The sequence below is a fragment of the Acinetobacter beijerinckii CIP 110307 genome, from assembly GCF_000369005.1.
Taxonomy (GTDB): Bacteria; Pseudomonadota; Gammaproteobacteria; order Pseudomonadales; family Moraxellaceae; genus Acinetobacter; species Acinetobacter beijerinckii.
In genome coordinates, this window is record NZ_KB849766.1 from 488,689 (window position 1) to 503,299 (window position 14,611).

Genomic DNA, 14,611 nt, shown 5'->3' on the forward strand with positions numbered 1-14,611 from the left:
ACTTATTGTCTGAATAACTGAACATACTGTCCAAATTGAATGCAGTATTACGACTGTATCAAGCCTAAAAAAGAGTGCCACATTTAGTGGTCACTTTGCTTTTTTAATCGAATCTATTCATGGATTGCTTAGCATAGAAAAGGTTGGAGTGTACTCATTTAATTCCTGAATGATATTTTATCAATTCCTATCTTTCTTAAAGCATTCAACAACGTTGATTCACCTTCGGTTAGCCCCTTTGTATTTGAATGTCGAAATAAAAATACTTGAGTTACCAGTAAGCTTTGAAACACTGTTGGTGAGTATGAACCCTCATAAAGAGGAAGAAGATACATTAAATCCGAAATGAACTGTTCTAGATCTTTTTCTTGCTTCATTTGGAATATTAAACCAGCATGACCTCTTTCTTTTCTTATAGTTTCACCATCTATAATAGATGTATAAATTGCTGGTTGTATATCAAAAATATAAATTGGCCCTAACTGAGATATAGTTAGCCTGATAATTAAGGCTCCTCTTATCTTGGTTTTTAATGAATTTGCATAACACCAAGTCTTATGTACTTGAACTTCAGATTCTGTAAAAAAACCGATCAACATGGGAAGTGTAGAAAAGTCAAAGCCTTTTTCAAATGTGTAATAGTTAACTTATTGTATTAAATATGGATTAATCTCCATTGCTTTTACACAAGCCTTCCATAATCCTATAATTCTGCCATCTTCAGGGGCTTGAAACTCTTTGGGATTATTTGTCGACGGGACTATTTGACCATTTAATACTTCAGGTGAATTGTCAGGAGCTCCAGTTCCGATCGTCTGTGTTTCTATGAATTTCTTTTTCCGTTTTGGGCGTTTAACCTGATTCACATATTTATATTTACTTAACTCATTAGCAGGACCACCATCTATCCATTCAAAATCATCTTCAATTAATTCATGGTCTGATGGTGGACGACGCCCCCCTTGATTAGTTGAAACATTAATATCGCCATTCCCTAGTTGAGGCAATGGTGGGTTAGGTTGATCAGTATCTGTCGTGGTATTGATACGTTCAGTTGTTCTAGGAATTATTCTAATATGATTATCCTTTGGAACTTTTATTCCTCTGATCCTTGTCGCAACAAATGTTTTTGTTCCCGCTAAGCGGAACCCCGACACCCTAATCGGTAAGGTTTCTATATGCCATGGAACGACTTTTGGATAGATATTAGTGTGTTTTAAATGAGTGTTTCCTACAATACTGCTATATAAAATACGTGCGGCATTTTTGGCAAGTTCAGTATATTTATAATATGCGACAAAAACGTGGTCCGCTCGTGTAATCCCGTCTCCAAGAAGAACTGTCCAAAGGCCTTGTTCACCCTTATGCGGGGTATATAATCGTAACTCTCTTTCACTTTCGTTATAGGTAGTCAGTACTCGAATGAGCTCAGTTGATAAACCATAAGCTCTAGTGAGAAATTCCAGACAAGGTATTAAAATTTCATCAAATTCAGGATGCTCTACTTTAAATGAAAGGCAGTTTTTTCTTGTTAAATCTGCCTTTTGACATTCTTCTCGGGTTTTGAAAAAGTCAATTTCCTTTCTCTTATCTGCATTCTTATATATTTTTAAAAACTTGAATTCGAAATCAGTATGATTAATAACAAATTCATAGATATCCTGGTTTGCAAAATCTATTTTTCGTTGCTGATGCCAAATTGAATCAACTCGCCAAGATACAAGATCTGTAATGTTTGCTGTAATCTGGATAAAATTATCAGTGGGACGCAAATCTTCTAAAACTTCTCTGAATAAGACATGGACCTGTGGCTGATCTCCAGGCCTTTTTCCATCCCTCCATACCACCAAACTTGTAAATATTTATCTTTATAGGGTTTAAGGATCTCCCATAATAGTTTTACTTTATTTTCATCAGAAGAGTTTTTATCTTGATCAGTAGAAGTATTAGTCATAAGGTCTATCCCATTTTTAATATATTAAAAATAAGCTTGTAAAATAGGTTTTTTAGGGAAGTTCTAAGTGATTTCCGCGTGAATCATTTCTAATAATGAGTTTAGGAAGCATAGTATCTTGCGCAAAGTCATAGATAATAATATCAGGATGATGTAGATCAATAGCTTGTCCTAAAGCTATACAGGCTGCATTTGGTGCGGCAATTAAAAGATGGACTCTCTTTACACCATGTTTATCTTTTAATAGATGAAAAAGTTTCTGAAGCTCAGTGGTGAACTTTGAAATATTATGGGGATGAGGAACAGCCTTACTTCCTAAATATGCTTCAAGCGCATTAATTTCAATAATATCAGCACCCAATTCAGCTTTTAGCTCAAGAGCCTTATTTTTGATTTTATCAATAAGAGCTGTGAAATTTATACATAAAACTACATCGGGAGCCTTTCGAAGAGTTCCAATTCCGATCGTTTCATATGATTGATCTGCAGCTGAAGTATTTGGCCATCCCCATCGATTCGCTTCTCTATCCCTTAACATTGGGAGAAACTTTCCTTTATTACCTAATAAAGCACCTAAGCCAATAAGTGCCGGCATAGGTCCGAATGCAAAGATGGCAGCACGATACCCATTTAAACTTGTTTGCTGGATAATTTTGTCAGCTTCATATTGGATAATTGAGACCAATTGTTGTGAAAATTGGTCCGGATTTTTCATGTATATGGTATTGCTATCGCATAGCCTTTGAAGATAACCGTCCATTCTATGTTGTGAAGGAGAGAGACAAGATGCAATTTCTTTAGGTTCCGGGTGACCTACGGCATTACTGTTGACGGACCATAGAATTGAATAAACTGGGATAGGACTGAAGGCTAACGCATCAAGTAAAGAATTTGCTAAATCACAATAGGATTTTCTCATTTCACTCAATTGTTGAGCTGAGTAATCACTTGCTGCGATCTTATCGATCAATCTATGATGTTTGTCGCATAAAAGTAGTACATTTGAGGGATCGTCAGAAAGTACTTCGGAAAGGTACGGAATTCCTCTTTCACCTCTTTCTGAAGAAGCTACATTGTGAGCCAGATATCCTACATTACCTTTCATACCTGTAAGTTGTTCTATATCTAGACGATCGCCACATCCAGTAAACATACAACGTCCATGACTATCCTGCATAACATATCGCTTTGTTTCAGAAGTGAAAGGATTACCTCGTCCAATTTTTTTTATTGGCTTAAAATAGCTTTTGATGAAATTTTTTATATCATTTATTTTTGTGAGTTCTTTGGCCTGATAAGCGCTTTTATTATGCCAAATATGCTCAAGTTTTTTTAAATCACTTAAATGAGAACAATTAATTGTATGGCCTTGCCAAGCATGCAGAATAACTTTTTTGGTTTGCTTATTAGATAACTCTAATATGAACTGAAGTAGATCACTCTCATTCAGGTTAGTCCGTAGGGAACTAATCACTACATCATTTTCTAATAATAAAATAACTAAGTTTTGACCACTTTCATCAATAAGTAGACCGACGGTATCCCATGTAATGAAATCTTGAATTGTAGTTATAAACTCTTGTGCAGTCTTTAATGAATCAAATGGAGGATTAACCGTTTGTACAAGTGTTTCAGTAAAAGTAACGTCAGTCATTCTTATAGTCCTTGAGATACTTGATGATTATTAATCTCTGCTTGATTCCACCCTTGACGGGAGCAGTAAAAGAAAATTCGTATTGCTTGAATGCCCACTATGGCAAAAAAAAGCTGGCGGTCAGGATTCCTCAAAATGCAACTTTTCCAGTCTGCATAATCAATATGTGACGGAGTTGGAATGTCTTGCGGGTGGCTATGCCAAGTTCCTAGATAAACCGAGGTTCCGTTTGATTTTGAAAATGCCGAATCTACTTTCTTTTGATGTCCCGGATCTTTTAAGGTGAACCTATGCGTAGATCTGCAATCTTTTGACATAGGCTCAGTTAAGTCTTCAATCCAGTACTGATTAGGGTTAGAGGAGCTCTGATTGCCAATCAGAACACCACATGCTTCTAGATCTTTTCTATCAAGTTGCTTATATCTCGTCCATGTTTGAATAACTTCATGGGAAATATAGAGTTCAAACTGTTTAGAGGAGAGCAAGTAATAATTTTCAATCATTGCAAAGATCACACCCGCTATTTAGAAGAGGGAGAATTTCTAATGATTTTGAAAACTGTGTATATCGATCAGTTACCTGGAAACCAGCTTGGATAACATCAAAATCACTACCTTTCCAGCTCACTTTTGAAGAGCTGTGTAATTGGCCCATTAAAAACTTGATCGCTAAATTAGAAGTAATAAGAGCGGTTTGTAATGCACTTAAGTTGCTATAAGGTAAGAATGCATTTCCGCAACCCGCAAGATTTTTCGTAAGGATTTGATTAGGTTTCAAAAAGTTAAGGTTAGAAACCAGACCTCGTGAAAAATTAATTGGATCAACATATGCACATCTCAAACAACCTTTTGTATCAGGAATATCTAGTACAGCATGTCCTCCAATTCCGTAACCTTCCACCCAGGTATTTATGACAGCAGTTTCGACTGAATTCTTAATACAGTAATCATGAAAAATACGTTCTTGTGTAGGTGAGCCGATTGCGATAATGATGAGATCGAAAGTATTTAATACATTTTCATATCTTAGGCTTAGAAGTTCTGAAAACATAATCTGGACTTCTAGCCACGGATATTTATTATTCAATTCTGTTTGTAAGCCCCAAGTCTTAGGCCAGCTAATATAGTGAGCTGCAAGAGTATGGCGATATAAATTATCCAAAGAAAAAGTCTCGGGATCTGAAAGTGTGATATGGCCAATACCTGTGGACGCAAGTTGATTAGCAATTTGACTCCCAACCGATCCGCAACCTACAAGTAAAACTTTTTTGTTTTGTAGTTCCTGAATAGCTCCACTTCGTGGCATTACACGTTCTTTATTAAATAAACGTACATTCATTGCCTTGAGTTCCCAGAACTCTAAAAGCTCACGATTAAGAGGCAGGCCTTTTTTGCTTTTAATATTATTTTTTAAATGAAAATGGATACCAAACCAAGTTTTACCTGAGGGTGTATCCGCATTAAATACAAGCCAAAAGGCATGGTCTCGAGTTTGTCCGAGGGTACGGGTTAAAGACTCAAAAACATCCTGAGAAATAAACTTGAGTATTTCAAGATACCATTCTTCTAAGTCTGTACTCTGCCATGGGGCTGGGATTAACTTTTCTAAAGGAACAATACATCCAATGCCTTTAGGTTTACCACGATTATTGATGTGATCATTAATTACTGAAAACTGAGGCTTTTGTTTAAATTCCTGAGGTATCCCAAAATGGCAAGCATTCAGTCCGTATTTAACACCTTTCTTGGGAGGCAGAATATTAAGAAGCTCAAATTCTCCTTTATCAGACAAGCATAAAAAATCTTCATACTTTTGATCCTGAATATGATTCCAGCCCGCTAAAAATTCTCGTAATAATTCTTCTTCATTCCATTTGGAATCAGATAAACCTCTTTCTAATAAAGAAATATGCCGTTTTAAGGATTCTTCAAAGGCTCGTTCGGGCACCTCAAAATTGATAGATACCGAATCCGGAACATTTACGCATATTGAAGCCACATTTAAAGTCTTATTCTCAAGTGTATGTGCGATTCGCCCATACTTATCAGGAGACTTTAAAAAAAATGAAGGCATAGCAGTAAGTTCTTCATCTTTTAGATGAATTAAGGTGACATCGTAACCCGCAACGGAACATTCGATACTCAGAGCTGGAAACAAACAAAACTCGGTTGCGGATACTTTGTATCCGCGGTTTGTCAGATGATTAAGGATTGAAGAGTAGTTCATGCGCCTTGAGATGTCCCTACAGCTCCACAAGTAGCGAATTGCACTTTTTGAGCCGTGCTTGCACTGTTGGTATTTACATTATTTGGGAAGTCATCACCAAATACTTTGACCAGTAAAGAGCATTGTTCAGCTTCATCTGATGTATCAATTACATCCTGCAATATTGATCGTAAATTGGTTAATTGATTTCTAAATCTAGTGCCCGTATTTAGGCTACTACCATGAAAAATATCTCTAGATGGATGAACTGGGAGGTTAACTTTTACTTTCCATTGATCATCAGAGTGCAATTGAAAATAGCCAGACCAATCCAGAATTGAATCAACTGTAGCTTTTAGCGCGAGTAAATCATTTGGAAACCCGTCTTCATCAATACTTGGTTTAAAGTTCTGTTTAATCATTACTGTTAGACCTATTGAATAGATCTTTCTGCACACGTCAGGACTAAACTTCAGGTTTCTCCAACGTTTGAGATACCTTACCAATCTGCGAAATTGATATAGTTTTTCTGTGGCATACACGCTGAATTGAGATGAGTCATTGACCCAGTCAATAAGTTCTTTGGGCGAGGATTCTGACCAAATTTTATGTTCATCAGCTGAGTCTTTTTTCCCCACTGCTAATTCATATCCTCCCCATGAATTCTTTCTATACACTGGGATATCAATATGTAGATTCTTAAATTTATAATCAGCAGTAACACAAGGTTTTTTGATTTTAGCATTTTGAAATCCACGATCTTCCAGAATTTCTAAAATGACTTTTTTGGGAATTAATGGATCTGATGGAGATCCTTCATAATCAATGACTATGGCACGGTCAATATCAAAATCTTTGCCAGGTTCTTTAATGGTCGTATAAGTAACAAGTGAACCTTGAATAAAGTCATCAATAACGGGATAACCTTTTTCTTTAAATTTAGCCTTGATTGCAGCTGTAATGCTATCGTCTTTTTCACGAGCATTTGAATACTCTGAATCATGACGGGTTAAATAGATTCGTCGATCAAATGTAAAAAATTTATTTTGCAAACTCATGTGTTGCTCTCTCAAAATGTAAGTTAATTTGGTACCCAGCCTCCCTAAAAAAACTGGGTAGAGAACAATTACTTAAACTTTTAAAAGCCATTAGCTCAGTTAATTCAATCTAAGACTTTGACTTTTTTGAACGTTTCGGAAACTTGTATAAACCACCTTTTGGGTGATAAATACGTTTGCCGTTTCTGGTAATGAATCGTGTGTACACATATTCAATGCCATCGTCGTTTGTAGACATAGGTCTACTCCTCACATAGGGCATGGTAATGTGAGTGCGACTTAGGAGTAGACAGAGTTGTCCGTTGCGGAGGAGAGAGCTTTTACGTTAGAATCGAGACACCACATCACGAGGACTAACGTGAAAGACATCTATCCGTAACTATGGACAGCTAAGTCTTTTGTCCTGAAATCGCAGGGGCATATGCCCAAATCTGCCTTTCTCACGTTTACTAGCCGACCTTCGGGTCGGCTAAAATATTAAGAAGCCATAGAAAATCTCTCCATCTCTTCGATATCAGCTTTATAAAGCTGAGTGAAATCTTCCGGGTATAAGTTAAAGAAGGATGATAAATCTGAAATGACTTTTGACTTATCACCTTGGCAAAAATCCATCATTAATTTAGCAAAGCGTTGAGGGTGCTCTCTTTCTAAGGAATAAGGCTCAGCTTTGCGGTAACCATACATACTCATTTGGCGCCATAAGGTTGCGGACTGTCTGTCACTTATGTCTCCAATGTGTTTTGATTTCACAATTAGAGCAGCCATGGAAACTTTCCAGAACAACTTATGCGTTGCGTAAGTCTTAAGATTAGTTGTTTGTAACTCACCTTGCACAGCCTCAGTTGGAATTAAAAACTCTGCAGCAAATTCATTCGCTTCTTCTTCCATGTCTATTGATGGAGCATATTTATGAAGAATTAAATGTCCTAACTCATGTGCTAAGGTAAAGCGAATTCGGTCATTAGGTTGGTTTGCATTGAGGAAAATACATGGAGGGCTATTTTGAGTTTGTAAAGATACCCCATCAATGTGATCTTCTTCAAAATTACAATAGAAAATAAAGACTCCAGCTTTCTCAATGAGTCCGGTCAAATCTTCAATAGGGTTTAATCCCAAATTCCATTCTTTACGAAGCTTTAATGCAGCTTCAGTAGCTGAACTAACATTTATATGTATCTGATAACTTGGTAATGGTAAAGATGCTTCTAACTGACAAAACAGATCAAGCTTATCTAGATTTGAAGCTTTAATTGTCATTTCAGCATTGATTTGATTTAGGATTTTAGCTGTAGTTGAAGCTTTTTTTCGGTATGCATGTAAACTAATTGGAGACACTTTAAAGTGGTCATCTTGATGAAAGAACCTTTCTGGGAAATTAAGGATCTTTGCAATATTAAACTTTGTTTCATCTGAAGGCTTAATGTCGCCTTTCTCAATTTTGGATAAAGCAGCTTGAGTAATATTTCCCATTTTTTGGACAAGCTCAGTCTGGCTCATACCTCTTAGGTCCCGAGCAATTCTTAACATGTCTGGATTAAATGTAGGCATATGTCCTCCCTGAAACAAAAAATTCTTTTGATTCATGCCGGTAAGATAGTGGAAATATTTGGGGCTGTCAATTTTTTGTAAAACTATAACCGAAATTAAAATTTGTCCTATATATTGTGTTTGTTTTTTAGTTTTTTACTAAATATAGTTTTTGGTTGAAACATTTATTAAATTTTATGACAAAAAAAACTATTCTTTAAGCAATTAGATCAGCTAAAGTTCTTAAGATATTCTGAAAGATGGGACGATAAGACAGGTCATTGACGTCAATATTTCTATAGATAATTTAGTTATTCTGGAATGATTGTTTTTTCTAAGTTCATATAATTCTAAAGTTCTGTTTAATGAACTATTCGTTTGAAGGACTAATGGTTCGTTTTTTAATTCTATAAGTTCCTAATGCTACAATTTTTTTAGCCAGATCAGGGTTACGTCCTGGCAATTGTTTAATTAAAACGGGAATGCTATTTGGAGACTTACTCCATATAGCATCATTTTCTACATATAGTACCGTGTTAGTGCGTGCATTCTCAATAAAGCTTTGATGCAGTACCTTAGCTGCTAGAGAAGCTATATAGCTTTCATCCTCAAAGCTGTTAAATTTCATAACTAAAGCCTAATCTTGGTTAAATATGATTAATATCAATTTCTCATACCAATCTGATTACTTCAACCCCATAATTAAAGAACTATCTTCCATAATAACCATTATATAAAAAAACCTAGAACCTTTGTCTGTTTAGTGAGTAGATTAAGTACATAACAGACAAAATTAAAATTTAGTCTTAGGAATGAATAAGAACTTTTTATCTATTCTTAATAGCTAAACAGCAACCTAGCTATTTTTTCTTTAAATTTCCATGGAATTTTTTGTATGTTTTACAATCAAAACTATAATTAAATTCCATTTTTTCTTTATTAAATATGGAATTTCCAAAAAACATAAATAGCACTTTAAAATCCAACAGTTAGGTTAAATTCCATATTGTAAAGTCTTGAGTACTTACCTTGACCTACATCTAAAATACTTAAAACAGTGGGTTGAGCTTTTAAGCCAAACAATATCGGTAAAAAACAAATGATTGCCCAAGCTTTCGGAATGGTTCCTCTTGGCATAAAAATAATCAATATGCAGATAATCAAACAAAGCATCATTAATGGTGTACAACTTACACCATACAAATCAGGTGAAATGGCCTGTAAAACGTTCAGCATGACCATTAATAAAGAAAGTAACGAATCACTGATCTGAAAGAAAAACTGTCCTAGTGGAGCACTAATGAGCCATACACATGCTGCAAAAATGTTCACAGGAACAATTAAGCCACTTAGTAAAGGAATAGCAATTAAATTACTAAATGGCGCGACCCAAGAAATTTGTTGGAAAAAAATTAAGACCAACGGCATCAAGGCAACAAATATTTTCCACTGTGATTCGACTAATATTTTAATTATGAAAAAAAATCGTTGTGAGACAGTTGCAATCTGATCTTTAGGCAATTGTTCTATGGTCTGATAAATTCTTAATAAAATAAAACAAGCGCCATAAGACAACCAAAATGCAGCGGATAGAATACTAAATGGATCATAAATAAGTAGAAAACTCGCGCTATACACGAGTAAAGCAAATGGTTGGAGTGATTGTCGAAAAATTAGAAAAAGACTGGCGATGCTAACGGTTAATAAAGTCCTCATTGCAGGGATTTCAAAACCAACAAAGGCGACGTATAGTAAAACGCTAAAGACAAATGGCAAGAGCAATAAAATTTGTCTAGGTTTCCATAAATATAGCTTTGGATGAAAACGTTGAACCGTTATTTTCAGCAACCAAGTAAACATAAATGCAAAGATCAAAACATGTGGACCTGAAATCGCCAATAAATGAGAAATACCCAACTGTTGAAACTGATCTTTCTGAGTGCTAGATAAAAGACTTTCATCCCCTGTGAGTAAAGCTAAAAGTAAACCTTTGTTATTCAAGGAAGATCGTTCCAACATTTGCCGAAACGTTAAACGGATTTTTTCAATCTCTAATAAAAATTTCGCTGGAATGGCTTGTTGTTGTTTTAAATGAGGTTGATAACCTAAGCCATATACCTCATCTAATGTTAGAGCTTGGATATTTTGTACAGAGAATGCTGACATTATATTTTGCTGTAAAAACCATTTTTCCTGATCAAATGCTCCAGCAATAGCATAGCTATGCGCTGGTTTGATCTTGCCATAAATTCGATAATAATGTCCAAGTTGCAAAGTTTGCGTGTTAATCGATACATGACGATTATTTTTTAAATAAAGCATCCAATTAACAGGTTGAGCATGTCGATTGAGTATTTCCGCGACTTGCTTATGCCCTTCTAGGGTTGGTTCATCTATCTTCTTGATATAAACAATTGCTTCAAATGGCTGTGTTTCTAACTCTCTTAATTCAAGTCTTTGTTCTAATCTTGAATCTGCAAAATGATATCCAGTGCAAAATAGCGCCCAACTGGCGCTGATTAAAATTAGAGATTTATAAATGGGTTGATCAAAATACAGATTGCGTTTAATACAACCCATACCAAAGATAATCATCGCGATACTTAGCCATATCCACCATGATGTAGATACAAAACTGAAGTGGTGCCCCATCATTGCAATTCCTGCAATCCAGCCCAACAAAATAATTTTTAACATGTACTTATAATGAAGTTTTTGATTTTTCTAAGGGCAAAATTAAAGCCCTTTTTCAGGGCTTTAACAAGGTATTAAACAAAAATTATTTATGATCAATCCATAAACCATCTTGCATATGTAAAATTGAATCAGCTGATTGTGCTAATTGCTCATCATGCGTCACGATCAGCATCGCCATATTTAGCTCTTTTTTCAAATCTGTGAGTAATTCAAAAATACTTAATGCTGTTTTACGATCAAGATTACCCGTTGGTTCATCGGCAAGTACAACTGCTGGCTTTGTGACCAATGCACGAGCTAAAGCAACACGTTGCCGTTCACCACCCGACAATTCGCCAGGTTTATGATCCATTCGGTGAGACAATCCAACGCGATCAAGTAAATATTCGGCTTGCTTTTTTACATCTTTAAAATTGCTGTCACTGCGTAGCATTAATGGCATAGCAACATTTTCAAAAGCAGAAAACTCAGGTAAAAGATGATGAAACTGATAAACAAAACCTAAATATTGATTACGTTTATAGCCACGCTCAGCTTCTCCTAAATTATCGAAACGCTGCCCTTGTAAAAAAACCTGCCCTTGTGAAGGTTGTTCTAAGCCACCTAAAGCATGTAAAAGCGTACTTTTACCTGAGCCACTTGAACCAACAATCGAGACAAATTCACCTGCATTCACTTGCAGTGAGAGACCTTTAATGACTTCAACTTTACTTTTGCCATCATCAAAATGCTTATAAATATCTTTTGCTTCTAAAACAACCTTACTCATAACGTAATGCCTCAGCAGGTTGAACTTTCGCTGCACGTAAAGCAGGATAAATCGTTGCAAAAAAGCTCATTAACAGTGATACAGTCACAATAATCGCAACATCTTGCCACCTGAGATAAGAAGGAAGATAGTGAACGAAATAAGCATCAAAGAGGTTTAAACCCAAAGCGGTATTAAACCAAGAAATAATATCACTAATAGTTAAAGCTAAAGTCACACCTAAAATCGTACCAGCAATTGTTCCAATCACACCGATCACTGTACCTTGCACCATGAAGATTTTAGTGATCATAGATGGAGATGCACCAAGCGTACGTAAAATCGCAATATCAGATTTTTTGTCTGTTACAACCATAACCAATGACGAAACAATATTAAATGCTGCAACGACAATAATCAGAACTAACAATAAAGCGACTAAAGTCTTTTCCATTTGAATCGCATTGAACAAATTCCCATGAGTATAAGTCCAATTTGATGCATAGAAATTACTTGGTAATTGACTCACAATATCATCAGCAACTTTAGGCGCAGCAAAAATATCATCTAGTTTTAAACGAACACCCTGAGCACCATCGGGTAAACGCAATAAGGTTGAAGCATCATTCAAGGCGATATAACCCACCATTGAATCCACTTCTGCACCCACACTAAAAATACCAACAATTTTAAAGCGTTTGAAACGCGGAACCACACCTGCAGGTGAAGGTGTTGCTTCAGGTAAAACTAAAGTAACATTATCATTTAGACCCAAACCAAGTGCGTCGGTCATATCCTTACCAAGAACAATACCAAACTCACCTTTCTTTAAGGCATTTAAATCACCTGTAACCATATGATTTTGAATGATTGAAACCTTTTTTTCATATTCTGGTTCAATCCCTGTCACCATAATCCCAGCAACTTGACCATGTGCAGTGAGCATACCCTGTAATTGGGTAAAAGGAGCAACACCAGTTACATGAGGATGACTCTCAACTTTTTTTACAAGCTCAGGCCAATCTGTTAGAATTTGGGTAGAAGAAACAGTGGCTTGTGGAACCATGCCCAGAACCCGATTTTTTAATTCGCGGTCAAAACCATTCATGACAGATAACACTGTAATGAGCACAGCAACGCCAAGGGTTAAACCAATCATGGAAACCAAGGCAATAAAAGAAATAAAATGATTACTTCGCCGAGCACGAGTGTATCTCAACCCTATATACAGCGAAACTGGCTTAAACATACCATCTAGTCCGAGGTGATTTATTATGGAAAATTCACAACATCATCTTGTTGACGACAATACGGAACGTCGAGTGATGTCTCGTATCGATGCTGTGTTAAGAATCAACTATCAAGTCATTCCAGACGATGTTGCACTGAATGATCCCTATGATTCTCATTTTGTATTGCCACGCTATTTTCTACTACTTGATGAATTAGATCAATTTGATCATGCGTTTCGCTACGAATTAGAACAATTAAATGAAAAAGATCAACAAATTGCTCGAATCTTATCCCTATTTAATCAAAAACTGAATCTAATTACGGGTTCTTTCTATGACAATATTGTTCAGTCGATGTTGCCTGTACCTGAGCAAGTCAACTTTTCTGAAAATGGTTTAAGTTTTTTTAGTACACAAGATCTCAATGAAGGCACATATATACACATTACTTTAAGTCATCCAGAAAACTCATTTCATATCGCTGCAACAGCACAAGTGGCCTACAGTACGGCTGAAGAACAAGGTAAATTCCGGATTGGTGCCTATTTCATTACTTTGAATCCACAAGATCGCGCAAAATTAGCTGAAAGTATCCAAGAAACTCAACAAACGGATCATCATCAACTCTAAAGCTTCAATTACTTATATTTTTAAGCGACGATAGGTTTGTAAATCTTTATAAAAATAAAGAAATAATCCAAACAGAATAATGCTCGCACCAACAAATACCTGAGCAGATAGCTGCTCATGATTGAGATAAGCTCCAATCAGTATGGCTAACATAGGTGTCATGACTGTAGTGAGTGATAGCGTTGTCGCTTTTAAATTTTGTACCAATTTAAAATAACAAAACATCGCGATCAAAGATGCCATTACCACAGTATAAATCAACGCCAATAATGACTTAAGCGATGGAAATTGAGTTGGAGCATATTGCCAAATAAAAGGTAACAGCATTAAAGCCAGTAAGGTGGAAACTAAAATTGAACCTGTCGCTTGTGCGATAGGTTGTACAACCGCATTAATTTTCTTTACTAAAAAAATTGACAATGAATAAGCAAAAACACTAATAAGCATCATAATAATGCCTATCGGTTGGACATGTTTTTGATTGCCACTTAAGCAAATCATTGCTAATCCAATAATTGAAGTACCCATGCCAAGCCACTGTAAAGTTGCTAATTTTTGCTGAAAGCCAAATCTGCCAATCAGCCCTGCCATAATTGGCGCTAAACCAAACATCAAAGCGATCAAACCAGAACTTAAAAATGCAGTAGCAGCATAAGTAAAAATTTGTGATCCGATTAAACTCAGAGAACCAGCGATATAACTAAGTACTGCTATTTTATTGATTGGAAATTGAATTTTTAAAATCAGTAAAACTGCTATCGCTAAAGGCAAGGCGATAAAAAAACGCAAAACCAATGCCCACATTGGATAGATATCAGAAACGCTCCATACAATTGCCAATGGTGTGGTTGCCCAAATGAATATCAATAATCCATAAGTGAACATTAAATTAAGACGTGATGGCAT

At 35.8% G+C, this 14,611-nt stretch carries 11 protein-coding genes and 2 pseudogenes; 1 reads left to right on the forward strand and 12 read right to left on the reverse strand.

Annotation, left to right across the window (positions count from 1 at the left end):
- Window positions 1-158 precede the first annotated feature (158 nt).
- The 11 genes and pseudogenes from F933_RS15530 to F933_RS15575 all read right to left on the reverse strand — a co-directional run bounded on the left by F933_RS15530 (window position 159) and on the right by F933_RS15575 (window position 13,092).
- Window positions 159-1,954 (reverse strand): annotated as a pseudogene (locus F933_RS15530) (hypothetical protein).
- A 52-nt stretch (window positions 1,955-2,006) separates the two neighbouring features.
- On the reverse strand, window positions 2,007-3,608 hold the full coding sequence (locus tag F933_RS15535) for an SAVED domain-containing protein (protein WP_005062746.1): 1,602 nt from the start codon (window positions 3,606-3,608) through the stop codon (window positions 2,007-2,009).
- Window positions 3,609-3,610: 2 nt separating this feature from the next.
- Window positions 3,611-4,111 carry a Mov34/MPN/PAD-1 family protein gene (locus F933_RS15540; protein ID WP_005062747.1) on the reverse strand — a complete coding sequence of 167 codons (501 nt, stop codon included), beginning with the start codon at window positions 4,109-4,111 and terminating at the stop codon, window positions 3,611-3,613.
- Complete coding sequence (locus F933_RS15545; protein ID WP_005062748.1) at window positions 4,104-5,834, reverse strand: ThiF family adenylyltransferase; 1,731 nt, start codon at window positions 5,832-5,834, stop codon at window positions 4,104-4,106. The genes F933_RS15540 and F933_RS15545 overlap by 8 nt, the downstream gene beginning before the upstream one ends.
- Window positions 5,831-6,871 (reverse strand): nucleotidyltransferase domain-containing protein, encoded by a 1,041-nt coding sequence (locus F933_RS15550; protein WP_005062750.1) that lies wholly within the window; start codon window positions 6,869-6,871, stop codon window positions 5,831-5,833. Before F933_RS15550 ends, F933_RS15545 begins: the two co-directional genes overlap by 4 nt.
- 109 nt (window positions 6,872-6,980) lie before the next feature.
- A complete protein-coding gene (locus F933_RS17490; protein ID WP_000106063.1) occupies window positions 6,981-7,109 on the reverse strand; it encodes a hypothetical protein in 129 nt (42 codons plus the stop codon).
- A 239-nt stretch (window positions 7,110-7,348) separates the two neighbouring features.
- Window positions 7,349-8,419, reverse strand: a complete 1,071-nt coding sequence (locus tag F933_RS15555; protein WP_005062752.1) for an ImmA/IrrE family metallo-endopeptidase — start codon at window positions 8,417-8,419, stop codon at window positions 7,349-7,351.
- Window positions 8,420-8,768: 349 nt separating this feature from the next.
- Window positions 8,769-9,026, reverse strand: coding sequence for a hypothetical protein (locus tag F933_RS15560; protein ID WP_005062754.1), 258 nt, complete (start codon window positions 9,024-9,026; stop codon window positions 8,769-8,771).
- Window positions 9,027-9,397: 371 nt separating this feature from the next.
- A pseudogene (locus F933_RS15565) lies at window positions 9,398-11,095 on the reverse strand (ComEC/Rec2 family competence protein); the annotation flags it as partial.
- A gap of 82 nt (window positions 11,096-11,177) precedes the next feature.
- Entirely contained in the window at window positions 11,178-11,864 is a 687-nt protein-coding gene (lolD, locus tag F933_RS15570) for a lipoprotein-releasing ABC transporter ATP-binding protein LolD (protein WP_005055020.1), read from the reverse strand.
- A complete protein-coding gene (locus F933_RS15575; RefSeq protein WP_005062758.1) occupies window positions 11,857-13,092 on the reverse strand; it encodes a lipoprotein-releasing ABC transporter permease subunit in 1,236 nt (411 codons plus the stop codon). Before F933_RS15575 ends, lolD begins: the two co-directional genes overlap by 8 nt.
- 25 nt (window positions 13,093-13,117) lie before the next feature.
- Between F933_RS15575 and F933_RS15580 the strand changes: the two genes are divergently transcribed.
- A complete protein-coding gene (locus F933_RS15580) occupies window positions 13,118-13,705 on the forward strand; it encodes a PilZ domain-containing protein (RefSeq protein WP_005062760.1) in 588 nt (195 codons plus the stop codon).
- A 12-nt stretch (window positions 13,706-13,717) separates the two neighbouring features.
- On the opposite strand, the gene F933_RS15585 is transcribed toward F933_RS15580, so the two are convergent.
- Window positions 13,718-14,611 carry a DMT family transporter gene (locus F933_RS15585; protein WP_005062761.1) on the reverse strand — a complete coding sequence of 298 codons (894 nt, stop codon included), beginning with the start codon at window positions 14,609-14,611 and terminating at the stop codon, window positions 13,718-13,720.